This is a genomic window from Microvirga ossetica (assembly GCF_002741015.1).
GTDB lineage: Bacteria > Pseudomonadota > Alphaproteobacteria > Rhizobiales > Beijerinckiaceae > Microvirga > Microvirga ossetica.
Genome location: NZ_CP016616.1, coordinates 3,284,969 through 3,309,608, shown reverse-complemented (window position 1 = coordinate 3,309,608; position 24,640 = coordinate 3,284,969). Strand labels below are relative to the sequence as shown.

At 61.9% G+C, this 24,640-nt stretch carries 27 protein-coding genes; 8 read left to right on the top strand and 19 right to left on the bottom strand.

Translation table 11 applies throughout. The features are described from left to right. Position 1 precedes the first annotated feature (1 nt). The 11 genes from fliR to flgF form a co-directional block, all read right to left on the bottom strand. Positions 2-757, bottom strand: coding sequence for a flagellar biosynthesis protein FliR (gene fliR / locus BB934_RS15685; RefSeq protein ID WP_099510464.1), 756 nt, complete (start codon positions 755-757; stop codon positions 2-4). Next, positions 754-2,829, bottom strand: a complete 2,076-nt coding sequence (flhA, locus tag BB934_RS15680; RefSeq protein ID WP_099510463.1) for a flagellar biosynthesis protein FlhA — start codon at positions 2,827-2,829, stop codon at positions 754-756. Before flhA ends, fliR begins: the two co-directional genes overlap by 4 nt. A 98-nt stretch (positions 2,830-2,927) precedes the next feature. After that, positions 2,928-3,194 (bottom strand): flagellar biosynthetic protein FliQ, encoded by a 267-nt coding sequence (locus BB934_RS15675; RefSeq protein WP_099510462.1) that lies wholly within the window; start codon positions 3,192-3,194, stop codon positions 2,928-2,930. 2 nt (positions 3,195-3,196) lie between these two features. Further along, on the bottom strand, positions 3,197-3,598 hold the full coding sequence (flgD, locus tag BB934_RS15670) for a flagellar hook assembly protein FlgD (protein ID WP_099510461.1): 402 nt from the start codon (positions 3,596-3,598) through the stop codon (positions 3,197-3,199). Positions 3,599-3,613: 15 nt separating this feature from the next. Then, positions 3,614-4,024, bottom strand: a complete 411-nt coding sequence (flbT, locus tag BB934_RS15665; protein WP_237049983.1) for a flagellar biosynthesis repressor FlbT — start codon at positions 4,022-4,024, stop codon at positions 3,614-3,616. Further along, positions 4,021-4,368: a flagellar biosynthesis regulator FlaF gene (gene flaF, locus BB934_RS15660; protein ID WP_099510459.1), complete on the bottom strand. Its 348-nt coding sequence runs from the start codon at positions 4,366-4,368 to the stop codon at positions 4,021-4,023. The genes flbT and flaF overlap by 4 nt, the downstream gene beginning before the upstream one ends. 16 nt (positions 4,369-4,384) lie before the next feature. Next, positions 4,385-5,446 carry a flagellar hook-associated family protein gene (locus tag BB934_RS15655; protein WP_099510458.1) on the bottom strand — a complete coding sequence of 354 codons (1,062 nt, stop codon included), beginning with the start codon at positions 5,444-5,446 and terminating at the stop codon, positions 4,385-4,387. 3 nt (positions 5,447-5,449) lie between these two features. Next, positions 5,450-6,913 carry a flagellar hook-associated protein FlgK gene (gene flgK, locus BB934_RS15650; RefSeq protein WP_099510457.1) on the bottom strand — a complete coding sequence of 488 codons (1,464 nt, stop codon included), beginning with the start codon at positions 6,911-6,913 and terminating at the stop codon, positions 5,450-5,452. Positions 6,914-6,946: 33 nt separating this feature from the next. Continuing rightward, entirely contained in the window at positions 6,947-8,149 is a 1,203-nt protein-coding gene (locus BB934_RS15645; protein WP_099510456.1) for a flagellar hook protein FlgE, read from the bottom strand. Between the two features lie 96 nt (positions 8,150-8,245). Next, positions 8,246-9,568, bottom strand: a complete 1,323-nt coding sequence (gene fliI, locus BB934_RS15640; RefSeq protein ID WP_099512906.1) for a flagellar protein export ATPase FliI — start codon at positions 9,566-9,568, stop codon at positions 8,246-8,248. A gap of 8 nt (positions 9,569-9,576) precedes the next feature. Beyond that, a complete protein-coding gene (gene flgF, locus BB934_RS15635) occupies positions 9,577-10,302 on the bottom strand; it encodes a flagellar basal-body rod protein FlgF (protein WP_099510455.1) in 726 nt (241 codons plus the stop codon). Positions 10,303-10,499: 197 nt separating this feature from the next. Here flgF and motA point away from each other — a divergent pair, with 197 nt between their 5' ends. From motA to BB934_RS15595, 8 genes are all read left to right on the top strand, one after another. Beyond that, positions 10,500-11,381: a flagellar motor stator protein MotA gene (motA, locus tag BB934_RS15630; RefSeq protein WP_099510454.1), complete on the top strand. Its 882-nt coding sequence runs from the start codon at positions 10,500-10,502 to the stop codon at positions 11,379-11,381. Positions 11,382-11,383: 2 nt separating this feature from the next. Further along, positions 11,384-12,313, top strand: a complete 930-nt coding sequence (locus BB934_RS15625; protein ID WP_099510453.1) for a flagellar motor switch protein FliM — start codon at positions 11,384-11,386, stop codon at positions 12,311-12,313. Then, positions 12,294-12,608, top strand: coding sequence for a hypothetical protein (locus BB934_RS15620; protein WP_237049982.1), 315 nt, complete (start codon positions 12,294-12,296; stop codon positions 12,606-12,608). The genes BB934_RS15625 and BB934_RS15620 overlap by 20 nt, the downstream gene beginning before the upstream one ends. A gap of 110 nt (positions 12,609-12,718) precedes the next feature. Next, positions 12,719-12,994 carry a flagellar motor switch protein FliN gene (fliN, locus tag BB934_RS15615; RefSeq protein ID WP_335645626.1) on the top strand — a complete coding sequence of 92 codons (276 nt, stop codon included), beginning with the start codon at positions 12,719-12,721 and terminating at the stop codon, positions 12,992-12,994. 31 nt (positions 12,995-13,025) lie between these two features. Then, positions 13,026-14,036: a flagellar motor switch protein FliG gene (locus BB934_RS15610; protein WP_099512903.1), complete on the top strand. Its 1,011-nt coding sequence runs from the start codon at positions 13,026-13,028 to the stop codon at positions 14,034-14,036. Positions 14,037-14,167: 131 nt separating this feature from the next. Beyond that, a complete protein-coding gene (flhB, locus tag BB934_RS15605) occupies positions 14,168-15,232 on the top strand; it encodes a flagellar biosynthesis protein FlhB (RefSeq protein WP_099510451.1) in 1,065 nt (354 codons plus the stop codon). Beyond that, positions 15,229-15,729, top strand: coding sequence for a hypothetical protein (locus tag BB934_RS15600; RefSeq protein WP_099510450.1), 501 nt, complete (start codon positions 15,229-15,231; stop codon positions 15,727-15,729). The genes flhB and BB934_RS15600 overlap by 4 nt, the downstream gene beginning before the upstream one ends. Before the next feature lie 25 nt (positions 15,730-15,754). After that, a complete protein-coding gene (locus BB934_RS15595; RefSeq protein WP_099510449.1) occupies positions 15,755-16,450 on the top strand; it encodes an AprI/Inh family metalloprotease inhibitor in 696 nt (231 codons plus the stop codon). 27 nt (positions 16,451-16,477) lie between these two features. Here the strand turns inward: BB934_RS15595 and BB934_RS15590 are convergent, their stop codons facing one another. From BB934_RS15590 to BB934_RS15555, 8 genes are all read right to left on the bottom strand, one after another. Continuing rightward, positions 16,478-16,987, bottom strand: coding sequence for a transglycosylase SLT domain-containing protein (locus BB934_RS15590; RefSeq protein ID WP_418294757.1), 510 nt, complete (start codon positions 16,985-16,987; stop codon positions 16,478-16,480). Positions 16,988-17,039: 52 nt separating this feature from the next. Beyond that, the gene (gene fliK, locus BB934_RS15585; RefSeq protein ID WP_099510447.1) at positions 17,040-18,431 is read right to left on the bottom strand and encodes a flagellar hook-length control protein FliK; all 1,392 of its coding nucleotides are present in this window, start codon (positions 18,429-18,431) and stop codon (positions 17,040-17,042) included. A 12-nt stretch (positions 18,432-18,443) separates the two neighbouring features. Continuing rightward, positions 18,444-19,688: a chemotaxis protein MotC gene (locus BB934_RS15580; protein WP_157934186.1), complete on the bottom strand. Its 1,245-nt coding sequence runs from the start codon at positions 19,686-19,688 to the stop codon at positions 18,444-18,446. 5 nt (positions 19,689-19,693) lie between these two features. Next, a complete protein-coding gene (locus tag BB934_RS15575) occupies positions 19,694-20,905 on the bottom strand; it encodes a MotB family protein (RefSeq protein WP_099510445.1) in 1,212 nt (403 codons plus the stop codon). Between the two features lie 6 nt (positions 20,906-20,911). Further along, entirely contained in the window at positions 20,912-21,556 is a 645-nt protein-coding gene (locus tag BB934_RS15570) for a hypothetical protein (RefSeq protein WP_099510444.1), read from the bottom strand. Next, on the bottom strand, positions 21,556-23,199 hold the full coding sequence (fliF, locus tag BB934_RS15565; RefSeq protein WP_099510443.1) for a flagellar basal-body MS-ring/collar protein FliF: 1,644 nt from the start codon (positions 23,197-23,199) through the stop codon (positions 21,556-21,558). The genes BB934_RS15570 and fliF overlap by 1 nt, the downstream gene beginning before the upstream one ends. 123 nt (positions 23,200-23,322) lie before the next feature. Beyond that, positions 23,323-24,060, bottom strand: coding sequence for a flagellar type III secretion system pore protein FliP (fliP, locus tag BB934_RS15560; protein WP_099510442.1), 738 nt, complete (start codon positions 24,058-24,060; stop codon positions 23,323-23,325). Between the two features lie 52 nt (positions 24,061-24,112). After that, the gene (locus BB934_RS15555; RefSeq protein WP_099510441.1) at positions 24,113-24,622 is read right to left on the bottom strand and encodes a flagellar basal body-associated FliL family protein; all 510 of its coding nucleotides are present in this window, start codon (positions 24,620-24,622) and stop codon (positions 24,113-24,115) included. Positions 24,623-24,640 lie beyond the last annotated feature (18 nt).

Here is a 24,640-nt window from a genome sequence, read left to right as displayed (position 1 = left end):
CTCACCCATCCCGCAGCCAGGTCGAGAAGGCCTCCATGAACAGGAGGACATAATCCGTCGCGGCGAAGTAGAGGACCAGCAACCCGCCGATCATGACGAAGGGCGTGGCGAGGAAATAGACCGGGATCTGCGGCGTCAGCTTGTTGGTCAATCCGACCGCCAGGTTCACCACCACCGAGTAGAGAATGAAGGGCGCGCTGATCCGAAGAGCGAGGACGAAGGCGGTGCCGATCTGGTCGACAAGCTGCGTCAGGGAAAGCCGGGCACCCAAGCCCTCGCCGAGCGGCAGCCGGTCATAGGAGGCGATGAGCCCGCGAAAGAACTCCCAATGGAGATCCGAGAGGAAAAGGACGGCTGTCGCAACCATCATGATGAAGGAACTTACGGGTGGGAGCGGCTCGGCGTCGTCCACCGGCGTTCCCGGCATGCCGCCGAGGCCCAGCGCCATGGCGACGCCGTTCACCATGGTCTGGAGGGACAGGAAGTAGACGCGTCCCAGAAGCCCGATCAGGAACCCCGTCAGCAGCTCCGATCCGATAGAGACGAGGATGACCGCAGGTGCCGGGGAGTCGACGCCGCCGCGAATCTTTTCGTACAGGACAGGCGTCAGGGCGAGGCTGGTGGTCAGAGCGATGAACAGGCGAACTTGAACAGGGATCCTGTTGCTCGAGAAACCGGGGGCGATCATCAGACATCCGCCGATCCGGCAGAATATCAGGAAGATCGCCAGAAGAACCTGGGCCGCCTCCTGGCTCACGCGACCGTACCGAGGGAGTTGACTTCGACGCCGCGGGCGATTTCGAGATGGGACAGGACCGGCAGGGACGAGAACATGCGCTCGACGATCATGCGCACATAGGGCCGAGCATCCGGCGCGGTCACGATGGCAAAGGTCTTCACCTGCCCCATGCGGGTCTTGATGGCGTCGGAGGCTTCCGCTCCGAACTGCTCGACGAGGCGCGGGTCGATGTCGAACTCCACCACATCGCCTTTGGGATCGCGCTTCAGGCTCTGATGAAAGGCGATGTCCCATTTGTTGCCGAGGCGAAGCACATTCAGCGCGCCGCCTTCCGCAAGATCCCCGCAGATCTGCTGCGCGATCCGAACCCGGACATGCTCCACCAGCTGCTCGGCACGGCGTGCATGCGGCGCGATCTCGGCGATGGCCTCGAGGATGAGGCTCAGATTGCGGATGGAGACCCGTTCGGCCAGGAGAAGCTTCAGGACGGATTGAAGGCCCGAATACGAGATCTGCGACGGACAGATGTCGTCGAGCAGCCGCTTGTACTCGGAATCGAGCCCATCGAGCAGGTTGCGCACATCCTTGTAGGAGAGAAGCTGAGGCAGATTGTTGCGGATGACCTCGCTCAGATGGGTGAGCAGCACCGAGGCTCCGTCGACGGCGGCAAAGCCCTGCCGCTTGATCTCGCTCACATAGACGTCCGACACCCACATCGCCTTCATGCCGAAGGCAGGTTCGCGCACCTCATCCCCGGGCACATCCGGAACCGGGCCGTCGCCGAGCACCACGAGCAGGTCGCCCGGACGCACCTCCTGCGCTGCGACAACGGTTCCATGAATTTTGATCTGATAGCTCTTCGGCGGGATGATGAGGCTGTCGGAGAGCTTCACATCCGGAAGCACGAAGCCGTAATCCTGCGCGAATTTCTTGCGCATCTTGCTCACCCGGTGCGCCAGGTCGCCGTGCGAGCTCGCAAGATGGGAGGCCAGGTGCTTGCCGAGGCAGAGCTCGATTTCCGCCAGCTTGAGGGATTCCTTGACCGAGTCGCGCGATTCGAGAAGGTTCTGCTGCTGCTCCTGCGCCAGCTTGGCCTTTGCCTGGGCCGCCTGATCAGCCCGCTGCTTCGGGATGGAATAGGCGACGAAGCCCATGCAGCACCCAAGCACGAGGAAGGGAATCATGGGCAGGCCGGGCACGATGGCGAACACGAACATCAGGGCGGCGGACACCATCAGAGCCCGGGGATAGGCACCGAGCTGGCCGAGCACGGCCTGCTGCGCCTGCCCTTTTGTACCGCCTTTGGAGACCAGAAGACCAGCCGCGAGAGACACGACGAGCGCCGGGATCTGGCTGACAAGACCATCGCCGACGGAGAGCTGGACGAAGACATCGGCCGCCTTCGACAACGGCATGCCGTGGCGCGTCACGCCGATGACGATGCCGCCGAAGATGTTGACGGCGATCGTGATCAGGCTGGCGACGGCCTCGCCGCGCACGAACTTGGACGCGCCGTCCATGGAGCCGAAGAAGGCGCTTTCCTCCTCCAGCTCCTGCCGCCGCTTCTGCGCCTCCTTCTCGTCGATCAGACCCGCCGAGAGGTCGGCATCGATGGCCATCTGCTTGCCGGGGATCGCGTCGAGCGTGAACCTTGCGCCCACCTCGGCAATACGGGTCGCGCCCTTCGTGATCACGAGGAAGTTGACGGTGATGAGGATGATGAAGACCACGATACCGATGACGAAGTCACCGCTCATCACGAATTGGGAGAAGCCGCTGATCACGTGGCCCGCGGCGTCGATTCCCTTGTGCCCGTCCGATAGGATCAAGCGGGTCGACGCGATGCTCAATGCCAGACGCAACAGAGTTGCGATCAGAAGGACCGTCGGAAAGGCTGAGAATTCGAGGGGCTTCTGAATCCAGAGCGCCACCATCAGGATCAGGACGGAGATGGCGACCGAGAATGCCAGCCCCATGTCGATCGCCAAAGGCGGGATGGGGAGGAAGAGAATGGCAAGGATGCCGACCACGGCGCCAGCGAATGCCAGATCCCTGCCGCGGCCCTGTGTCGTGACTTCAGCTGCGTCCATGTGCCTGTCAGCTCAGCAAACGAATGTTCAGACCGACAGATGAACCATGAAGCTTGCGCGAGGGTCGCAGCGCTTCGCCCGCAGGCGGATCGGGCTTCTCAGAACCCCGTGACAATCCGTCCGTAGGCCAGTTCCGTGAATGCAAATATCTGCGATCCGACGAAGGTTCCCGTTACCAGGGCCACCACGAGGATCGCGATGATCTTCGGAATGAACGTCAGCGTCACTTCCTGGATCTGGGTCAGCGCCTGAATGAGAGCGATGACGATACCGATGATCATCGCGGCGGCGACGGCCGGCCCTGCCGCTATGATGACGGTCCAGATCGCTGCTCGAACGAGTTCAAGGGCATCGACTTCGTTCATGGTCAGCTCACGACGACGCCAGGACCCAGGAGAAGCGCCTCGCCGCCCTTCAGCTTCGCGACGGCGCCCTCGTTCGTGATCACGACCGAAATCACCTCGCCGGTGACCGTTCCGTCGACGGTCGAAACCGTACGGCCGATGACACCATCCACTTGGGTGAGCGCAGCCGATGTCAGAAGGGCATCGAGCTTGGTGTTGGTCTTGACCGTCTGCTCCACCTGCGAGAAGGTGGCGAGCTGGGACATGTATTCCGTTGATTTCATCGGCTCGGTGGGATCCTGGTTCTTCATCTGAGCCATTAGAAGCTTCAGGAAGTTTTCATAGGTTGCAGTCGCCGTCGAGGATGTCCCGGAGGTGCCGTTGCCCTGGGCGGAATAGGAGTTCGTGACAGAGTTGACATTCATGGTGATACTCCTGGATCAGGCCGCCCGTTCCGCGGCGACGGGGGCTTGAGAAACCTCAGGCTCGAACAGGATCCTGATAGCCTTGAGCGCATCGAAGATCCTGTTCTTCGCCACCAATTCGCCGGCGCCGAGGAGCGCCTGCTTGATCGTCTCGTCCGTCGCGGACTGGAGCAGCGACTCGTGCAGTTTCTGGAACGCTCCCATGACCTTCTCGGCCTCCTGGGGGTTGATCAGCAGCGACTGCACGACGAAATAAAGCTGGCGCATGGGCGTCGTGGCCTCGAACAGCTGCAGGACATGGCTCTCGAGGAGAAACCGCGCCTCGTTCAGTAGGCTCAGGGTGACCTTCTGGCTGACCGTTAGGACGGCGCCGTTGATGAAGATGCGCTCGCCGGCCTTGAGAGAGAATCGCATTTTAGCTTTCATTTCAGGCCCTCCTGAATCATGGCATTGATATCGATCAGAGCCTCGAGGCTCTTCTGCTCGCCCCTGATCACACGGTCGGATTCGCGCATGACCCAGAGGCCGATGGAAATGAGCTGGCCCTTCAGCTTGTCGGGCAATCCATTGTCCGGATGTCCAAGATCCTTGATCAGGAAGGTCCAAAGGCGCTGGACGAATACGATCGCTTCGATCATTTCCTGCGACTGGGCTGGCCTTCCCGCAGCGCCCTTCATCAGTTTGATCGCCTGTTCGAAAAGCTCGAATTCGCGCTGCCGGCATTCCGCTGAGGAGTCTTCGATCACTTCGGCGTAAGAGAAACGGTACATTAGTCGACTCCAACAATCAGATATAATTGATCAGGTTCAGGCCCTTGAGCTGCGCTGTGAGCGAATAGGACGTCTGGATCTGCGTCATCAGCTGATCGACCCTGATCTTCGCCTCGGCAGGATCGACGGCTTCCAGATGAGTGACCTTTTCATCCAGTATGTCCTTCTGAAGGCTCAGGCGTTCGTTGGCCTGCTCGATCTTTTCCTGCGCGGCGCCGAGCTTCGACTGCATCGTGGTCAGGCCGGTCGTCGAAGCCGACAGGATTTCCACCACTCTGCTCACGAGAACGGCCCGCGTCTCGTCATTAAGATTGTCGATGCCGAGATCGATCATCATGGTATAAGCCATGGTCAGTTTCTGGATCGCCTCATCGTTCGCGTTGACGGAGGATTCGACCTTCTCCTGCGGCGAGATGCGGCTTTGGACGTTCTCGCTCGAAGCGGACGACCAGTTCTGCCAGTTGGTTCCCTTGAAGAGATCGGCAAACGGTCCGTCCAGGAAAGCCGTCATCTGGGCGGGCGTGATGGCCGATACACCGGCCGCGCCCTGAGCGATGCCGAAACCGAGCGGCGGCGCCCCAGCGAACGCGGCATCGACGGCAGCTTTTGCAGCCGATGGTCCGAGATCCGAGAAATATGGACTCAACGGCTTCGTCTGAGAGTTCAGGCCGCCGAAGATGAACTGGTCGCCGACACTGCTGTTGAGCGACGATATCGCACCCGTAAGATTGACCTGAGCCTGGTACTTGAGGGTGGCAATGCTCGACTCGCCGACCGGGGTCGCGATCAAGGCGTCCCTGAACTTGTCGGCATTCGTCCTGATCTGGCCGAGCCCCGTCGTTGCGGATTTGATTCGCAGCAGCGCGGAGGCGTTGCTGTCGGCCAGTGCGTCCAGCTCGGCTCGGTCCTGGCGCAGCGATAGGGTCTTTCCCGTCTTGTAGCCGAGCTTCAGACCGACATCGGCTTCGCGACCGGAGACGAGTTCCTTGTTGGCCTTGATCAGGTTTGTCTGAAGCTTGTCCAGCGACGACTTAGACGAGTTCCAGAGGGACATTGTGGAGACGAAAGTCGTTCTCATGGCTTAGCCTACGACGCTGAGAAGAGTTTTGAGCATCTGGTCGATGACCGACAGCAGCTTCGCCGAGGCCGAGTAGGATTTCTCCAACTGCAGCATGAGGGCGGTCTCATCATCCATATTGACGTCTGTCGCATTCGAAAGTGCTTCCGAGGCATGGCCGAGGAGCGTCGTCTGGTATTCGACGCTCTGGCTGGCGCTCTGGCGTGCATTCTCGATCCAGCTTCCGGAGAGAGAAGCCAGCCCCTGCAGCGATGCGGTGGGACCGAACCCGAGTCCCGCGGCGATGGGGCGCTGCGCGGTCATCCCATCCGCAAGCGCGTAGAGACGCTTGGAGAAAGCGGCATTCGTGCTGCCGGCGGGGTTGTAGACATAATCCGCGCCGTTGATGCCGCCATCCCGGATATTCTCGAACTTGCCGCCCTTCGTTGGATCGACGGCGTCACTGACCTTGATCAGACCGGCGAGCCCGGCGGAAGCCGGCATGGTCGGGACGCCAGTGGCACCACCGAAGGTGAACACTCCCGGCATGTCGGGTTGCGCAGTGCCGCTCTGATCGCTTTCGGCGAAGGCCGCGATCAGGCCGCGGGCGATTTCGTCGAGCTGCGTCTGGTAATCGACCGTCACCTCGTCGCGAAGCTTCGCCAGTCCGACGAGATTGCCGGAATTCAGGGGCATCAGCGCCCCCTCGCCCGTCACGCGAATCCCGTCGATGAAGACGTCGCCACCCGTCGTCCCCGCCCCGAACACCGTCGTCGGGTTGAACGTCACCGGTCGCGCGGTCCGGTCGAACAGCGGCACGCCGCCATCCGTATAGAGCGCGATATCGTTGCCGGCGCGCGGAACGACCGTGATGCCCATCTCTTCGGACAACTGGGCGATCAGCCCGTCCCGCGTATCCATGGCATCGCTGACGTCGGCCCCGAGCGCGGTGCCGCTCACGACCTGCTGATTGACCTGCTCGAACTTGGTGAGGAGATCGTTGATCCGCGCGACGGACGCCGCCATGCCTCCATCGGTCTCCAGGCGGACAGCCTGGATCGCAGCCGTGGCCTGGTTCAGGGAATTGGCCAGGTTCGAAGCGGCCTTGATGAAGGCCTGCGCCATCGCGGTGCTGTCGGGAGCATTGGCATATTGCTGGAAAGCGCTGTTCAACGCGCCGACCCGCGCCGCAGGGGATTGGTCGAGTTCCGGATCGCCGATCGTCTGGCTCAGCTTCTGCAACCCCTCGAGCAGGGCCTTCTGGGTGGCAGACGTGGAGGTTGTCTCCAGCATCTTCGTCAGAAGAGCCTGATCGCTTGCGCGAAAGACGGTGACCCGCGCAAACCCACCCGTGGTCGTCAGGACGGCCAGCTTGCGGGAATAGTTGGGATCGGAGGCACCCGACGTGTTGCGCGACACAACCGCTATCTGGGATTGCGACGCCTGCAGCGACGAGCGTGCCGTGTTATAGGCGACAGACAAGGACATGGATCATGGACCCCGGAGCAAGAGAGAACAGGACTACCGCTTCAGGTTCATCAGCACGTCGAGAAGCTCGGATCCTGTCTGGAACACCTTCGAGTTCGCCGTGTAGCTCGTCTGGGCTTCGATCATGGCGGTGAGCTCGGTGCCGATATCCACGTTCGAGCCCTCGAGCGCGCCGGATGCGATGGAGCCGAAGCCGGACATCTCCGGGAAGCCCACCTGATAACCGCCGGAGCTGGCCGTCGTCTCGTAGACGTTGCCGGCGCGGGGATCGAGGTTGTCGGGGCTCGGAACCGTGGCGAGCGGGATGCGGTACGCGCCGACGCGGGTGCCGTCCTCATAGACCGCATAGACCGTGCCGTCGGCGGCGAATTCCACGTCCTTCACCGCGGACGGAGCATTACCGTTGGAGGTGCCGGTGACGTTGTACTCGCCGGCGAGCTGCGTCATGCCCGCCATGTCGAGCGTGAAGGGCTCGCCGTTGGGAATGTTGAAGTTCATGCTGGAGGTACCGGTCACCTGGCCGTCGGCGTCGAAGGTGAGAGCCATCGTCGTCGTTCCGGTGATCGGATCCAAGGGATTCGTGCCGTTGGCGACGCTGATGGTCCATTGCGTATCGCTTATCTTGGCGAGGGTGATGTCGACCTTCACCGGATTGCCGACCTTGTCGTAGACCTGAAGCGACGATTGCTTGCTGACGGCAGGAGGCACGACGGTCGGGGCACCATCGGGCAGGTTGCCCTTGAAGGTTCCGCCCGTCGAACCCGCCGCCTGCATGGCGAAGGAGGACATATTGACCGGCACGACGCCGTCGAGGCTGTTGAGGGAGGGCTCGACCGCCCCCGCGCCCAGCTTGTAGCCCATGAGCGTGAAGCCGTAGGCATTGACCAGATTGCCGGTCCGGCCGTCTTTGACGAAATTGCCGGCGCGGGTCAGATAAGGCGATCCGCCCGGGTCCGTGACGACGAAGAAACCGTTTCCTGAGATGGCGAGGTCCGATGCCGAGGTCGTGTAGGCGATCGGCCCCTGATCGGCGATCGTGTAGCGAACCCTACTGGTGACCGAGCCGGAATTGTAACTCCCCTCGCTCGACGGCAGAATCAGGGACGAGAATTCCGTCGAAGCACGCTTGTATCCGGTCGTGCTCGAGTTCTGGATGTTCTCGGCGACGGTACCCAGCTTGTTCGATTGTGCGTTCATGCCAGAAACGCCGCTACGAAGAACGCCATAAAGACTCATGAGAAACTCCTAGGGTTTCGAGCTGAACTAAACATCACCACGCTTGTGCGAAGCTGTGTTGCGATCCGGAACCAGATGTCCATGGGGCCGGCATTTCTATTGCTTGAGGGCCTGAGCCAGATCCATGAACGCATCGCGGCTCACGGGGCTGGACGGATCCTGGCGCAGCGCCTCATAGATCTTCGGAACCAGGACAACGGCCTGATCGAGCTCTTGGTCGTTGCCCGGGTGATAGCCCCCCATGAGCCGGAGATCCCTGGTGTCCTCGTAGCGCGCGATCAATCCGCGCAGGCGCCGGACGAGCTCCTTCTGGTCCGGCGACCAGACATTGTCCGCAAGGCGCGAGATCGATCCGAGGACGTTGATCGCCGGATAGCGACCCTGGTCGGCGATGGAACGGTCCAGAACGATGTGCCCGTCGAGGGTGCCGCGGATGTTGTCGGCGACCGGGTCGTTATGATCGTCGCCGTCGATGAGGACGGAGAAAATGCCGGTGATCGACCCCTGCCCTTCCTCGCCGGGCCCGGCCCGCTCCAGAAGGCGCGGCAGGTCGCTGAAGACGCTGGGCGTGTAGCCGCGCGCAACCGCCGGCTCTCCGGCGGCAAGCGCAACGTCTCGGGCGGCATGTGCGTAGCGCGTAACCGAATCGACGATCAGCAGCACCGAATCGCCGCAATCGCGGAAATATTCCGCGAGCGTCACGGCCGTTCTCGGGGCCTGGCGGCGCATCATTGGACTTTCGTCGCCGGTGGAGACCACCATGACCGATCTGGACAGGTTGGCGTGGATCGGACCTTCCAGGAACTCGCGCACCTCCCGGCCGCGCTCTCCGACCAGCGCGACGACGATCGTGTCGAAGCCTTCGCATTTCGCGAGCATCGTCAGGAGGGTGGATTTTCCGACTCCGGAACCGGCGAAGATTCCGATGCGCTGCCCCTCGCAGATGGGGGTGAACAGATCGATGGCCTTGACGCCGGTTCGCAACGGCGTCTTGACCCGAGCCCGCGTCATCGCCAGAGGCGGCTCAGCATCGTTCGACACCGAATGATGCCCGGGCACGAGGGGCCCGAGGCCATCGAGCGGCTCGCCGAGCGCATTGATGACGCGCCCCTTCCAACTCGGATCGGGACTGAGATCCATATCGCCGACGATGAAGGCAGGCATGCCGATCGCTGCATCGATCCGGCCATTGAAGGGTTTGACCGTGATGCCGCCGTCGTCAATGCGGACGACCTCGCCGATCTGGGTCCTGTCCTGAGCGGAGAAGCCGACGCGATCGCCGAGCCGCACGAACTGGGACAATCCTGCGACGCGATAATAACTCGGACTGATCTCGCGGATCGTGCCGCTGATCCTGACCCTGCGCTGCACTGCGGTCTCGGTCAGGACGAATTGCTCAAGCTTCTGGAGAGCGTTCATCACTGCCATCAGGAGCTCGGCCCAAGGGACCGGATGGCATCCATGAAGGTCGATTCGCTCTCCTGAATCGTCGTCGCGGCGCTGTCGAAGCTGCGCTGGACGGCGATCATCTTCGTCATTTCCAGGACCGGATTGACGTTGGATCCTTCACTGAAGCCCTGCTGGACCCCGCTCGAGGTGAAATCCTGAACGACCTCGCCGGGGATACTCGACAGGACGCCCGAATTCCCGAAGCGGGTCAGCTTGCTCTCGCTCCGCAGATTGAAGACGCCAATCGCTCCCACCTGATTCGTGCCCTGGCTGACCGTTCCATCCCGTCCGACGATCGGTGATCCCGCCATTGGATCGAGTGCGATGGGTGCGCCGCCGGCATCGAGGACCCGATAGCCGTCGACAGTCAGAAGATCGCCGTTCTCGTTCATCTTGAAGCGGCCATCCCGCGTGTAGATGGGACCGCTCGGGCCCTGGAACGCGAACCAGCCATCGCCCTGAATCGCGACATCCAGCGGGTTGTCCGTTTTGGTCATCGGGCCGGTGCGCCGAGATATGAAATTCTGTCCCGAGGAGGCGAAGGAGACGTTCTCCTTCGCGGCAAGAGAGAGGATTTCCTCGAACTTGACCTCATCGGCGCGGAACCCGCCCGTGTTCATGTTCGCAACATTGTTCGCAATCGTGTTGAGGCGCCGTTCCATGGCCACTTGCGCGGACAACGCGACATAAAGCGAAGATTGCATCGAGAACTCCGGCTTTCCATCGGTCCTATCGTTCAGTCGGGACCGGGCCTTTTGCGCGGCATCTGGCTGCCGCCTGTCTTGTCGCTTCGATAGCCGAACAGCCTTGCACGAGGCTTGCTCTTCCGTTTCCAGCTTCGCGCAAGCCTCCGCAGTTAGGACATCTTCAGCAAACCGGAATTCTCAGAAGGATCATAGCTTTGGGCGTCTTGATCGGACTGGCCGTCGCCATCGGCTCGCTTGTCAGCGGCTATGTCGCCATGGGCGGTCACTTGGCTGTCATCTGGCAGCCTTGGGAATATGTCATCATCTGCGGCATCGCGATCGGCACCTTCATCATCGCCAACCCGATGGCGCTCGTGAAGGACACGGGCCGGGCCGCGCGGGAGGCGATCTCCGGGGCTGTCCCGAAGAGAGACCACTACCTCTCGATCCTCGGCCTTCTATATGCGCTCATGCGGGAGCTGAAGAACCGCCCCCGCAACGAGGTCGAAGGTCATATCGATCAGCCGGAAGAATCCGAGATCTTCAAGGCGTTTCCGAGCGTGCTCAAGGACAAGGATCTCACGCTCTTCATCTGCGACTACGCTCGCCTGATCATCATCGGAAATGCCCGCCCCCATGAGATCGAAGCGCTCATGGAAGAGGAAATCAACACCCTGAAGCGCGACCGGAGCAAGCCCTATTACTCCATCAACACGGTCTCGGAGGCGCTCCCCGCTCTCGGCATCGTCGCCGCCGTTCTCGGAATCGTGAAGGCTCTCGGCGCCATCGACCAATCGCCCACCATCCTCGGCGGACTGATCGCATCGGCGCTCGTGGGAACCTTCGCCGGCATCTTCATCTCCTACGCCTTCCTGTCGCCGCTCGCCAACAAGGTGAAGGCCACCCGCGAGAAGCAGACCCGCGTCTACATCATCGTCAAGCAGGCACTCATCGCCTACATGAACGGCGCCCTCCCCCAGATCGCCGTGGAGCACGGGCGCAAGGGCATTTCCGTCGAGTATCGCCCGACGATCGATGAAGTGGAGGCCGCCACCACCTCGGGCGGTCGTTCCGAAGAGCTGAAAGAGGCAGCCTGATCATGAGTGCAGCCCATAGCGCCACCGATATCCGCGACATGCTTCTAGATGCGGCCGGCCTGTCCGTTGACCGCCTGCCGATGCTGCATGTGATCTTCGACCGTATGTCGACGAGCTGCGCCGAACATCTGCGCCACATGGCGGCCTCGCCCATGTACTACTCGCTAAGCGGGATCGAGAGCGGGCGCATCACCGAGATCCTGGAGATGTACGAGGCCAATGCGGTCGCAGGCATCTTCCATGCTCCCGAATGGGACAGCCATATCCTGATCGGCTTCGACCGCGACTTCATCTACACCATGGTGGAGGTCCTGTTCGGCTCGGACGGATCGGAACCCCCCATCGAGGAAGCGCGCGGCTTCTCGAATATCGAGCTGAGGATGGCCCAGACGCTCTTCGAGCAGGTGGCGAAGGCGCTTCAAGCCTCCTTCTCGCTGATCGCCGACACGAAGTTCAAGCTCGAGCGCATTGAGACCCGCATGGACTTCGCCATCATTGGCCGGCGGAACAACCAGGCGGTCGCGGCGAAGTTTCTTCTCCAGGCGCTCAACCGCGGCGGCGAAATGTTCGTCATCATCCCGCAATCGGTCCTGAACCCAATGCGCAAAGCCCTCTCCCATGTGGTCACCGGCGAATCGTCCGGCCGCGATCCGCGCTGGATGAAGCAGATCGCGACGGAAGTGAGGAAGACCGAGGTCACGCTGAAAGCCGTTCTTGAAGAGCGCTTCCTCTCCCTCGGCGAGATCGCCGATCTGAAAGTTGGCGACGTGATCGAATTGCAGGCAACGCCGCGCAGCAGGGTCAAGCTCGAAGGCAGTCACCAGGGCCTGTTCTGGTGTCATATCGGGCAATCCGAAGGATCCTACGTGCTCAAGGTCGACGAGCACATCGACCAGGAAAAAGAGTTTCTCGATGATGTCCTCCCTCGCTAACACGATTCTCTTCCTTGCCCTCGTGACGACCAGCATCATGGTCGCCGTGATGTACGTGAAGCTCCGGAAGCTCGACCGGTATCATGCCGAGTATCAGCAGATCTTCGATAAGACTGGAACGGCGCTGACAGCGGCTCAGAAGGCGGTTGTGAGCTTCGGCACCGAGGGGAAGGAAACTCTCGCGGCGTTGGCGCAGCGCATCGAGGAAGCCCAGGCCATCACGCGGCAGCTTGAGGCCCTGACTCAAGAAGCACGCGACCAGATCCACTCCCGTTCCGGCACCGTCCGTTCGTAAGGTAGTTTCCCATGACAAATCCCTTCGAAACCAAATCCCAAGACAAGGCGACCTGGCAGGACAGCGCCTTCGGAAAAGGCACCGACGGTCCGTCCAACCAAGACGATAAGCTGGGCGGCCGACGAAATCTGGATTCCATCCTGCGAATTCCCGTGACGATCCAGGTCGTCCTGGGTTCTGCAACCATGCCGGTTGCCAACCTGATGAAGCTGGGACGCGGCGCGATCGTTCCCCTCGATCACAGAGTCGGCGAGCCCGTCGACGTGGTCGTGAACGGACGCATCATCGCACGGGGAGAAGTCGTCGTGGTCGAGGACGACAACTCGCGCTTCGGCATTTCGCTGACCGAGATCGTCGGTCCTCCGACGAATGATATGAACAGCTGATTGGCTCCCCGGCATGGTCGCGCATGTTCCAATGAAAGCAAGCGGCACCAAGGTCCTTAAAGGACCCGAGCGTGTCGCCACGCTCCTCTTCGCCATGGGGAAGCCTGCTGCCAGCAAGATCCTCAGGCATTTCTCCGAGGAGGAAATCCGTCTCGTCACCAAATCTGCGGCTCAGCTGGGTCCCGTCTCGCCCAGCCAGATCGAGCAGCTGGTGGAGGAATTCGCCTCGAACTTCTCCGACGGCGCCGATCTGATCGGCGGCGCGGCGCATATCGAGAAGCTGCTGACGGGAATCTTGAGCCCGGAACAGATCTCCAACATCATGAGCGAGGTCGTCGGCAACGCCAACCGGAGCATCTGGGAGCGGATTTCCACCGTCTCCGAGAGCGCCATCGCCTCCTACCTGATGAAGGAGCATCCGCAGACGGCGGCGCTCATCCTGTCCAGGGTGAAGCCCTCCTGTGCGGCCAAGATCATGACGCAGCTGCCGCAGCCGCTGCGCAACAATCTCATGCGTCGCATGCTCAGCATGAAGCCCATCGTCGACGAGACGATGAAGAGTATCGAGAAGACCTTGCACGACGACTTCATGGCAAACTTCTCCAAGAATGCAGGCGCGGACACGCACGCGAAAATCGCCGACATCATCAACAAGATGGAGCGCGATCACATGGAGGATGTTCTGAGCAGCCTCTCCGCCGTGCGGCCGAAATCGGCCGAAATCCTCCGAGGCCTGCTCTTCACCTTCGACGATATCGTGAAGCTCACGCCCCGGGACCGCACCACCCTCTTCGATCAGGTTCCGCCGGATCGTGTCGTCCTTGCCCTCAAGGGGACGAACGAGGAGTTCCGAAAGGTCGTTCTCTCCGCTCTGTCGTCGCGTGTGCGCCGCATGATCGAGCACGAGCTGAACAGCAAGGAACCATCCGCGCACCGCGATATCGCGGAAGCAAGGCGGACGATCACCGACTTGGCGCTCGAGATGGCCGGCAGGGGAGAGATCGTCATCAATTCAGAGGCTGAGGATGAGGCCTACTTCTAGAGCATCGGACCTAAGAACGGACCCACTTTTGGGGTCAGCTCCGATGCTCCTTCTCCTGGCCGGCGCATCGTTGAGGGCGAAAATCCGGATCCACTTGCCCGCACGATGCGCTAGCGAGCGAAGCTTGGCCGATGTCTGATACCGACGACAAGGACAGCAAGACAGAAGCGCCGTCCGACAAGAAGGTTCGCGACGCCATCGAGAAGGGGAACATCCCCTTCTCGAGAGAAGCGCCGATGTTCGCTTCCCTTCTCGGCATCCTCCTCGTCCTCGCCTTCGCGGCTCGCAGCACGACGAAGTCGTTGACGGAGAAGCTGTCGCTGTTCGTCAATCGCCCGGAAGATTTTCGCCTGGAAAGCGGATCGGATGCCGTGGCCCTGATCCACGCGGTGGCGCTCGAGGTCGGCCAGCTTCTCATCCCCACGATCGTGATCCTGGCCGGCTGCAGCCTCGCGGCCTCGATCCTGCAGAACGTGCCGTCCATCGTCACGGAGCGGATCAGACCTCAATGGAACCGGATATCGCCGGCGGGCGGTTGGAAGCGGATCTTCGGCCGCCAGGGTTTGGTGGAGTTCCTAAAGTCGCTGTTCAAGTTTGGGACGGTGTCTCTCGTCAGTCTTCTGCTCCTGAAGTCGGAGCAATATAAGGTCTTGAATGCCATGTTCAGTGATCCCTCTCTCCTGCCGGAGCTGATGTTGACCATGGCGATGCGCCTTGTATCCGCCATCGCGATCGCCACGATCGTTCTCGTAGCAGCCGACCTCCTGTGGGCGCGCTTCAAATGGCAGAGCGACCTGAAGATGACGAAGCAGGAAGTCAAGGAAGAATACAAGCAGATGGAAGGCGACCCGATGGTCAAGGCGCGCATGCGCTCGCTGGCTCAGGATCGCAGCCGCAAGCGCATGCTTGCCGCGGTTCCGAAGGCGACCTTCGTGATCGCCAATCCAACCCATTTTGCCATCGCCCTACGCTATGAGCGCAGCGAGGCGAACGCACCAATCGTCGTGGCCAAGGGCAAGGACCTCATCGCGCTCAAGATCCGCGAGATCGCCGAAGCGAGCGGCGTTCCGGTGATCGAGGACAAGCCTCTGGCAAGGTCCATGTATGACCATGTGGAAATCGATCGAATGATTCCTCCCGACTTCTACAAAGCGGTCGCCCAGATCCTGTTCTACATCCTCACGAGGTCGAAATGAGAAGCCTGCGCAGCGTCGATACGGCATCCCCGGTGAGAGAACATTGGGAAATGCAAGCCTTCGAGGAAGTCCTGGCATGCAACATCAAGGATGTGATCGCCGATTTCTGCCTGACCGATGCGGATATCATCAGGTTCTACGCCGACAATCGACTGCACGGCAACATGGACGACATCATGATGTCCTCGGCAGAGCTCTTCTTCAAGGGCGAGACCCTGTCCTACGGCTATGCCGCCAGTGCCGACACCGATCGGGATGATTCGTCCATCGTCTTCGACATGGAGTTCGTCCATGGCGCCGTCACGGTGCTCTTCCAGCTGATATTCGGCAACCGCGACATCGGGGTGACGATCAACAAGATCATCCTCGACGACGGTCTCGATGGATCCGAGTTCGATCCTTCGGCCTTCGCACGCATTCTCTCCTCCGCCCGCTTGAGGCCACTGCCGCTGCGGTTCATGTCTTCCTATTGCCTCGGCGAGACCGTTCGGCACTGAGCGCGGGCCGCCTGAAGCCAAGATCATGCAGCGAAAAAAACCAGTCATCGCGATTCTGCTCGGATTGTCAGGCACGGTCTCGGCCTGCAATTCGACGGACATGCTTTACAGCCAGGGTCCGTGGGGGCCGGTGCATGTTCGCAGAAGCTATCCGGAATACTCGGCTCCCTGGGGCCGGCCGGTCATTGTCACGGCGCAGGATGCCGTCGACGGGTCTGTGGCCGTCTATCCGGATGTTCCCGTAATCGACGCTCCTGCGGCCCGAACGCGGCGCTATGAGGTATTCGCGGAGGTCGATATGCTTCCGGCTCCGGGCTTCGGCGACAAAGCTCCAGCCGATCCTGTCCTCGACCCGCCTGGGATCTCCGCGCTTTCGTCGCTGCCCGCGGGTAGCCAGGCGGCCGCGCCGATCCAGGCAAGTCCGCCCGGCGTCTTTGCGAATCCCAAGCGCGCCTCCTCCTATGCAGGATCCTGGAAAGCTACCGTCGGATCATCGAGCTGCAAGGTCCAGCTCTCGAGCGTTCCCTCGTTGGACCTCTACAAGGCTTCGACGCAAGGGTGCTCTCAGGACGCCATGCGAGCCGTGAATGGATGGAGCTTCCGCGACGATCAGGTCGTTCTCTTCTCGCGCGGGCAGCCGGTAGCCCGCCTGTCCGGCGCCGAAGCGTCGCTTGTCGGAACGCTGAGCAACTCAAGCGCCGCTATCGAAATGACACGATAGGACGCGGTATGCGCCGCCGGCGGAGCATCAGCCGTCCGACGACGCCGTCTGTCCCTTGCTCAGGCCTGGAGCGTCGGCGCAGAAGACGCGCGCCGCAGGCGTCCACTGCCCGAACCCGGTTGCGACCATGTTGGCGATCACGCGGCAAACATAATGCTTCTGCGCCGGATCGTTGTTCGGGCCGGCGTGATAGCGGGCAACCGCCATGGTCCAGGTGTCGTGACGGGTCTTGAGCTCCCGCAGGAAGCGGGCGGCATATTCCACATTGGTGCGCGGATTGAGCATGCCTTCCAGGGACGGAAAGTTCTCGCGGTGATAGAGATGATTGATCTGCATGCAGCCGAGATCGATCAGCCTCGCGCCGGACCGGCTCGCTGCTTCGAAATGCTGGACCGCCTCGGCCGCGCTGTTGGCGAACACGGCTCGTCCTTCGATGTTCATCGCATAGGGCTGCAGACTGCCCCTTCGGCCGGTTTCGGTGAGCCCGACGGAATAGAGCATTCCTAGCGGCACGCCGTATTTCGCTGAGGCGCGGATCATTTCCCGCTCGCACAAGCCCGTCTGGGATTGGGCAGCGGCGGGCTGGACACTAAAGATAGACCCCGCCAGAGCCGCTACTGCCAGGGGTTTGAGCTTGGTCCGAGCCTTTGCGGACATCCGGACCGCCACGCTCCTGCTGGCCCTGCCGGTGACGGGACGAGTCGCCCTGCCCGGATGCTGCGCCCTGCTCGAAGGATTGACCTTGCGATTGGGATCCCTGTTGGGGACGCTGGAAGGAGGAACGATCATGTGCAGCGGCTTCGGTGGAGTGAATGGTGATCGCGTCCGGGCGGTACCCGGAGACCCGCAGAAGGCTCGACAGCTTCTCTGCGTCGTTTCTGAGGAGTTCGGCCGTCTCCTCGCTTTCTGTCTGAAGTTCCATCTCGAGGCCGTCGCCGGCAAGCCGCATCTTGATCGTCACGAGGCCGAGTTCAGCCGGCTTCAGCTGAAGGTGAAGGACCCTGAGCGCACCGGCGGAGGCTTTCGCCGTGGCGACGCGGTTCGAACCGTCACCCGGCAAGGATGTAGGTTGCGACCCCGACAGGCTCTCGGCATCGTCAATGATCGTCCCGGCAATCTGCTGAAGGGTTGCAGGAGGCAAAGACGTGCCCTCCGCCTTCGTCCCGCCTGCCGGCGAAGGCCCTTGCACGTCAGAGCGGTCGTTGCGTGTGCCGGGCGAAATCCTATTGATGCCCTCGCGCTCGTCGGCCGTCTGCGCCGACGCGCTGTCGACCGCCTCGGCCGGCGCCGCTTGGGTCGGCAACGTGCGATCGCTCTGCTGCAGACCGCCCGATCCCGCCGCTTTGAGCGCCCGGGTCAGCACGTCATTTACCACCGGACCGGGCTCGCTTGGGTCAACGGCTTCCGGATTCGAGGACGCGAGATCGAACCCCTCCACGATGGGCCTGAAATGAGTTTCCTGTTTCTGGACATCGATCGGAAGCCTTGCTCCCAATCCCGGGTTCGCCAGATCGATCTCCTCGCTGCCCTGCTGCAGTAGAAGCAGATTGGGCACGCCTGACGACGAACCCGATTGCCTGTCACCGACTCGCTCGCCGTTGCTCGCCTGCTCGAGGATGCGGGGCAGAAGCGCTTCGAGCGTGGCAAGGGCGGCGCCGGACGCCTGGAAACCTGTCGCATCGCCGAAGCCGTTGTCCGTCAGCGCGTTCGAAAGCAGCGCCTGCAGCGAATCGCTGTCATCCGGCGCCGGCTCGCCAGTCGCGCGATCCGCTTCATCGCCCGCGAGAGTGGAAACGTCCGAAGCGGATGCGTTGCCGTCCTTTTGAAGATTTCCCGACAGGCCCTCGAGCAAGGCGTCGAAGCCCTGCGCCGCGGAATTGCCGCTGCTCCCCTGTCCATCCGGCGTGGCCGAAGAGCCACGAGCGGATGGAGTGTCAACAAATCTCGGTGCAGCTTGCGGCAGAATGTCGAGTCGGCTCATGCTTCTTCAAGCCTATTTCTTGATCAGTTGGTCGACGCGGCTGAGAGCGTCACGAGCCCTGGATAGCGATTGAAGCTGTTCCAGTCCTTGCGTCGGCTGGCTTTCTGCCACTTTCGTCACGACGGGCTTTGCCTCTTTGGCCTGATCGGCCACCATCCCCGGCAGGGTGCGGATCTGGCTTGCCATCGCGAGGGCCGAATCCAGAAGGGTCAGATCGCTCGCCGCGAGAACGGACCGGTCGAGGCTGCGCAGATCCCCGACCGCGCCGTTGATGCCCTCCGGTGAGGTAATCGCAGACGCGGCCTGATAGAGCTTTGCTCTCGCGGCACTCGGCTTGTCCTGTCCGGCGAGCTCCTGGGCCTTGTCCGCCATCATCCGGGCCGATGTGGTCAATCCCTGCTCGATCGAGGCGCGGGCGGCTAGGAGATAGAGCTCGCGCCGCGCTTCCGGCTCAAGCTCGGACATCATCGCCACGATGCCGTCGAAGCGCGCCGATTCCTTTCCGAAATCGATCCGCGTCAGAGCCGAAGCCAGGCGCTGCCGGAAGTTGCCTGCATAGATGGAATGCCTGTAACGCCGCAGATAATCGGTCGCCAGAGACTGGAACTTCCCGATATCGTTGGTCTGGCTCGCGACGAAGACCTGCCTTCGAAGCGCCGCCTCCTCGAGAAGTGTTCCCGGCGCCTGCAGCCGCACGAAATCGAGCAGCTCGTCGGACTTCGCCGCGCTCTTGCGCACGACCAGCGCCGACTGAACCAGCGCCAGCTGCGCACCGAGCGTGGGAGGAAGCACACGGGGGTCCAAAGCGGCCAGAACGTTCTGCGCCGCCTCCTCCCGCCCCTCCACATAGGCAAGGGCTCCCTCGATCAAGGGACGGTCGGTCTCCGACACCACCGATGAGCCCTGCTCCAGGAGCTTTCTCAGAATATCCGGCTTGCCTCCGCTGAGGACCAGCGAGACCGCAGCGCGGACATTCCTGCTGCTGTGCCAGGTCTCGGGCGGCAGGTTCATGAACCGGTCATCGAGAATCCCGAGAAGACCGCGCTGCCCGAGATGTGCTTCCGTGGATCCCAGGGCAATCTGATCCTGCATCAGTTGCAATGTCCGCACCAGCTGAACCGGGACGGGAGTGCTCGCGACGTGAACATCCTGTTCGACCGGCTGTTCCCCGGTGGATGGCTGCTCCGTCTCAGCCGCCGCCGGGATGGACGAAACCATCAGCGAGGCTAGGAGAATCGCCCGAGATAGACCTTTCACCGCGATCACTCCTGCAGAAGGATCTCAACCCGACGATTCTGATCCGCTTTCGGATCGCTTGGGATCTTCGGCTCCCTGTCGGCATGCCCTTCGACGCGCACGATCCGGCTCTCGTTCAAGCCGCCCCGCACTAGCATGTACAGGGCCATCTGCGCCCTCGCATGAGACAAGCGCCAGTTGTCGTAGTTTGCCGATTTGAAGGGCCGCGCATCCGTATGGCCCCTGATCACGATCTTGCCCGGACGGGACTGAAGGATCTTGGCGATTTCCGCCATCGCGCGCACAACCTTCGCATGAGGCTCTGCCGACCCGACGGCGAACATGGTGAAATCGAAGTCGTCCGTGAGGCTGATGAGCGTTCCGGCTCCCGTGCGCCGCACCTCGACATGAGGCTGCGGCGAGACATCTTTCGATGCCTGGACGGCTTTGAGGATCTCACTCTTCAGCTCGGCGGCCTTCCGATCCGCATCCGTTACTGCGCTCGCATCCGATGCAGCGGATTGAGAGCCGCCATCCGCCGGTGTGTCATTCGGCGCTGGCTGTCCAGGCCGAGCAGCGGCGGCCTTCGAATCCTGTTTACCGGTCGGCGCCTTCAAGGCCGCCACGGCATCCATCACCGCCTTCGACGGTGCGGGAGCGGCGGTTCCCGGCTTTGCGGGCGTCTCCGTCTTCAGCTCATCGATGGGAGCGACCTGCCAGTAGAGAGGATCGAACGGGTCTCTGAACGCTTCACCGGCCTTGAGACCCGGCATGTCGCTTTCGCCGGGCGTGACGTCGGCCCCGAGCGTGTCGTGCGGGGTGGCTTCGACCTCGTCGGCAATGCGCGCGAGCACCGCATAGGGATCCTGGAAGAGAGCGCCTTCCTTGAACCGGGGCTTGCGCAACTGGTGGGACTTGCCGCCGGTCCCCTCGCCGCTTCCTTTTTCCTTGCCGTCCTTGGTGTTGTCCGTCTCGTTGTCGGGCGGCACGTTCTGCGGGTCGTCGAGCCCCTTCTTGTTCGGCGTCGATTCCGCGAGCTGGACGGGGTTGAAATAGTTGGCGACGCCGCTTCGCGTCTCTTCGTCGGTCAGACTGATCAGCCACATCACGAGAAAGAATGCCATCATGGCCGTCATGAAGTCCGCATGAGCGATCTTCCATGCGCCACCCTTGACGACATCCTCGCCATCGCCGCTTCGGCGGACGATGACGATTTCCTGCTTTTCCGCACTAGCCATGACCTGTCAGCCTTCCAGGGCCTGCTTCAGCCGGCTTGACCACGCGTCAAACTGCGTCCGAAGAGTTGTGTCACGGGCGACGACGCTGACCTCGACGTGCTCGCCCGGACTAAATTCGATTGCGTCCCCGTGGGACCCCATTCGGTCTTTCATCGACAGCAGCAGATCCTCAGGGCCTGTGATCTTGAGAAGCTTCGCCTCACCTCCCGACAGGATCGTCGCAAGAGTCTCCTCGAGCTCTTCGAGTGTCTTCTGGCGCATCGCGTCCGATACGAAGGGTCTGAGGATGCTTGCGACCCGTTCGGACAGGAATGCTTCGATGCGCCCCAGGCCTTCCAGGAGCTGAGTCGTGATCTGCAGCGCCTGCTGGTCGATCCACGCCGCGCGCTCGGCCTGCATCTCCTGCTCGTAGCGTGCTCTCTCCGCTGCCACTGCCTCCTCAAGGGCGAGACGAGCGCCCTCCCGTTCCTCGGCGCGTGCCTTCGCTTCGACGGCCTTCAGCAACTCGGCCTGCCGGTCGACCACCAGCTGAACAGGCTCCGGCATCGGCTCAGGCGCGGCCCTGGCAGCTCTCAGAAGTCCGATACCGAGCGCTTCGCCGCCCGACTTCGGCGAGAAGTCCGCCAGCAGGCTTGCGATCGTCACGGCCATTATGCAGCCTCCCGCCCGAGCCACTGCTTGAGCACTGCTGCGGCCTGCTCCTCGCTGAGCTCGACGATCTGCTCCAGCTTGCGCTGCGGTGTCCGCGGCATCTCGATCAGATTCTGACCGGCCTCCGCATCGGCGAGCTGCAGGGCAGTCCCAGCCTCTCCACTATGCTCGAGAGCCTCCTCGGCCTCAGCGGCAGCCAGCGCCGCAGCCTGCTCTCTCTGCAGCTCGAGATCGGCTTGATGGCGTGCCACGAGCATCCTGACCGCGGGACGCAATCCGAACCAGATCATCATGGCGCACAGGGCGAGAATGGTGAGCGCATTCACGACCGTTCCGAACTGGCGCATGAGAATCTCGGCCATGGACGGCCCGGCAACCGGCTGGAGCATGCCGCCATCATCGACGAAGCTCACGGCCGCAACCTTGATCTGGTCGCCACGGGGCTTGCTGAAGCCCGTTACAGACGACACGAGCTGCTCGATCTCCGCAATCTTGGCATCCATGTCCGCCGGCGTCGCATTCTCCCCGAGCAGGGCGGCGATGCGTGACTTGTTCACCAGCACGGCCACCGACAGATTCTTGATCTGGTAGCCGTCGCTGATCGTCTGGATCGTCTTCGAGGAAATTTCGTAGTTCGTCAGTTCCTCGCGGCGCTGATTGTCCTCGCTGGCGCTCTCGCCCGACTCGGCGCGAACGGTCTCGTCCGGCAGGTTCTGCTGGACCGTCGTGGGCTTTTGGCCGCTGCGGTTCTGAGAGACTTCCGTCTCCTTGATGGTCCGTGTCGACCGCTCCACCTTCGATTCCGGATTGAAGATCGTCTCGTTAGTACTGACCTTGTCCGTGCTCAGGCGCGCCGCAACGCTGACCTCGAAATTGCCCGTTCCGAGATAGGGCATGAGCGTGCGCCGGACATTATCCTGGATCTCCAGGCCGACGGTCTTCTCGAGGCGGGCCATCTTGCCGGTCGATGCGTTCGCCGCATCGTCGCCCGACATCAGCAGGGTGCCGTCGGTATTCATGACGGTGACCTTGTCGACGGCCATCCCGGGGATCGCCGCGGCGACGAGATGCCTGATCGCCTGGGCCGACGAGGCGTCGTCTGCGGGAACCGTGCGGATAACGACGGAGGCGGAGGGCGGCTGCTGCTCGCGGCGGAAGGAACCGCGATCCGGCAAGACGATGTGGACACGGGCGGCCTTGATGCCCTTCATGCCCTGGATCGTCCGGGCGAGCTCGCCTTCCAGCGCCCGCACCTTGGTGACCTCCTGCATGAAGGAGGTCAGGCCGAGCGAACCGAGATCGTTGAAGAGCTCGTAGCCGGATTTCGTGCTGTGCGGCAGGCCCTTCTCCGCAAGAAGCATCCGGGCCTGGGCCGTATTGCCGTAGCTGACGAGGAGCGCCGTTCCGTCCGCGCTCACATCGAAGGGGATGCCAGCATCCTTCAGGACGGCGCCCATGCGGCCGACATCCTCGCGATCGAGACCCGTATAGAGCGTTTCCTGCGCCGGGCGGCTCAAGTAATAGGCTCCGATGCCGACCGACAGGAAGACCGCGAGACCGATCGCCGCCAAGGCTGCCAGACGCCGAGCGCCCAGCAGCATCAAACTACTCCATAGTCTTTCGGCATGTTGACGACCAGGCATAGGAAATCTCGATATTATGTGTCTTGTCGAGACCAGTTCTGCGCCGTCAACCTTGTGCGAAGGTTGCTGGTCGTTCCACGGCCGTCAAAAATTGTGGCCGGCTGAGAAAGAAGAGCCAGATGATCAGAAATACGACCGGACCAGCCCGCTCACGAGAATGTTCCAACCGTCGATCAGGACGAAGAAGAGGATCTTGAACGGCAAGGCGAGGACCGTGGGGGGCATCATCATCATGCCCATCGACATCACCAGGGTCGCGACGATCATGTCGATGACGAGAAACGGGAGCGCGATCAGGAACCCGATCTCGAAGCCGCGCCGGAGCTCGGAGATCATGAAGGCCGGGATGAGGATCCTCAGGTCGATCCTCTCTCCCTCGCTGGGCTTGGGATAGTTGACCGCGGCCAGATCGCTGAACATCTGGAGATCCTTCGGCCGCACATGGGTCAGCATGAACTCGCGGAACGGCTCGGTCGTCTTGGTGAACGCCTCGGCCTCCGAGATCCGGTTTTCCGTCAAGGGCCTGACGCCGTCGTTCCACGCCCGGTCGAAGGTGGGCCCCATGACGAAGAACGTCATGAACAGCGAGAGGCTGATCAGGAAAATGTTGGCGGGGGTGCTCTGAAGACCGAGACCCGAGCGCAGGAACGAGAAGGCGACGACGAACCGGGTGAAGCTGGTCACCATGATCAGGAGGCCCGGCGCCAGCGACAGGACGGTCAGCAGAACGACAAGCTGGATGATTCGTCCGCTGACGGCCCCGTCTCCGGCAGGAATGAGCGATTCGAGGCTCGGGACCTGAGCACCGGCGCTCGTTGCCAGAAGCAGAAACGCGCCTGCGGTCATGAAGCGAAATGGCATGAAACAAATTGCTTTCGGATAAGTGGGTCTCAGTACGCAAACGCAATACGAATTACTGAACGATCAGGGTCTCGAGAACCAGTTCCTGAATAGTTCCCTTCGAGCGCAGCCTGACGCGCTCGTTGAGATCTTCCCTCAGGTGGAGCAATCCGCTCGGCCCCTGAATCTGGGCGAGCGACAGCGTGCGGATATAGGCGAGGACATCCTGCCTCGTCTCGGCGGCGATCACGTCGGGATTCTGTTCCGCGTTTGCCTTGTAAACGATCGAGGCTTCCAACCTGACCCAATCGCTCTCCGAGCCCGTCAGATTGGTCACGACGGGAGCGAGCTTCTTGATGGCGATGTCCCCGGTATAGGGACTGACAATTTCAGGCTTCTTCGGCAGGGCCTTGTACTTCTCTTCGACCTGCTTCTGAATTCCCGACACCATGACAAGGCCGAACCCGCCGCCGATGGCGGCCGAGAGCAGCGTCAGAAGGCCGAGCGTCAGAAGCCATCGCAACGATCCTTCTTTTGGCGTCGCGCGGTCGGAAGGCGGTGGGAGCGCCAGAGCCTTGGCCATGGGAGTCGCGTCCTGTGG

Bases quoted from the DNA above. Each gene is read 5' to 3' on its own strand.
- flhA (WP_099510463.1), bottom strand. From the start codon at position 2,829: ATGGACGCAGCTGAAGTCACGACACAGGGCCGCGGCAGGGATCTGGCA.
- BB934_RS15675 (WP_099510462.1), bottom strand. From the start codon at position 3,194: ATGAACGAAGTCGATGCCCTTGAACTCGTTCGAGCAGCGATCTGGACC.
- flgD (WP_099510461.1), bottom strand. From the start codon at position 3,598: ATGAATGTCAACTCTGTCACGAACTCCTATTCCGCCCAGGGCAACGGC.
- flbT (WP_237049983.1), bottom strand. From the start codon at position 4,024: ATGAAAGCTAAAATGCGATTCTCTCTCAAGGCCGGCGAGCGCATCTTC.
- flaF (WP_099510459.1), bottom strand. From the start codon at position 4,368: ATGTACCGTTTCTCTTACGCCGAAGTGATCGAAGACTCCTCAGCGGAA.
- BB934_RS15655 (WP_099510458.1), bottom strand. From the start codon at position 5,446: ATGAGAACGACTTTCGTCTCCACAATGTCCCTCTGGAACTCGTCTAAG.
- flgK (WP_099510457.1), bottom strand. From the start codon at position 6,913: ATGTCCTTGTCTGTCGCCTATAACACGGCACGCTCGTCGCTGCAGGCG.
- BB934_RS15645 (WP_099510456.1), bottom strand. From the start codon at position 8,149: ATGAGTCTTTATGGCGTTCTTCGTAGCGGCGTTTCTGGCATGAACGCA.
- fliI (WP_099512906.1), bottom strand. From the start codon at position 9,568: ATGAACGCTCTCCAGAAGCTTGAGCAATTCGTCCTGACCGAGACCGCA.
- flgF (WP_099510455.1), bottom strand. From the start codon at position 10,302: ATGCAATCTTCGCTTTATGTCGCGTTGTCCGCGCAAGTGGCCATGGAA.
- BB934_RS15625 (WP_099510453.1), top strand. From the start codon at position 11,384: ATGAGTGCAGCCCATAGCGCCACCGATATCCGCGACATGCTTCTAGAT.
- BB934_RS15620 (WP_237049982.1), top strand. From the start codon at position 12,294: ATGATGTCCTCCCTCGCTAACACGATTCTCTTCCTTGCCCTCGTGACG.
- BB934_RS15610 (WP_099512903.1), top strand. From the start codon at position 13,026: ATGAAAGCAAGCGGCACCAAGGTCCTTAAAGGACCCGAGCGTGTCGCC.
- flhB (WP_099510451.1), top strand. From the start codon at position 14,168: ATGTCTGATACCGACGACAAGGACAGCAAGACAGAAGCGCCGTCCGAC.
- BB934_RS15600 (WP_099510450.1), top strand. From the start codon at position 15,229: ATGAGAAGCCTGCGCAGCGTCGATACGGCATCCCCGGTGAGAGAACAT.
- BB934_RS15595 (WP_099510449.1), top strand. From the start codon at position 15,755: ATGCAGCGAAAAAAACCAGTCATCGCGATTCTGCTCGGATTGTCAGGC.
- fliK (WP_099510447.1), bottom strand. From the start codon at position 18,431: ATGAGCCGACTCGACATTCTGCCGCAAGCTGCACCGAGATTTGTTGAC.
- BB934_RS15575 (WP_099510445.1), bottom strand. From the start codon at position 20,905: ATGGCTAGTGCGGAAAAGCAGGAAATCGTCATCGTCCGCCGAAGCGGC.
- BB934_RS15570 (WP_099510444.1), bottom strand. From the start codon at position 21,556: ATGGCCGTGACGATCGCAAGCCTGCTGGCGGACTTCTCGCCGAAGTCG.
- fliF (WP_099510443.1), bottom strand. From the start codon at position 23,199: ATGCCTGGTCGTCAACATGCCGAAAGACTATGGAGTAGTTTGATGCTG.
- fliP (WP_099510442.1), bottom strand. From the start codon at position 24,060: ATGCCATTTCGCTTCATGACCGCAGGCGCGTTTCTGCTTCTGGCAACG.
- BB934_RS15555 (WP_099510441.1), bottom strand. From the start codon at position 24,622: ATGGCCAAGGCTCTGGCGCTCCCACCGCCTTCCGACCGCGCGACGCCA.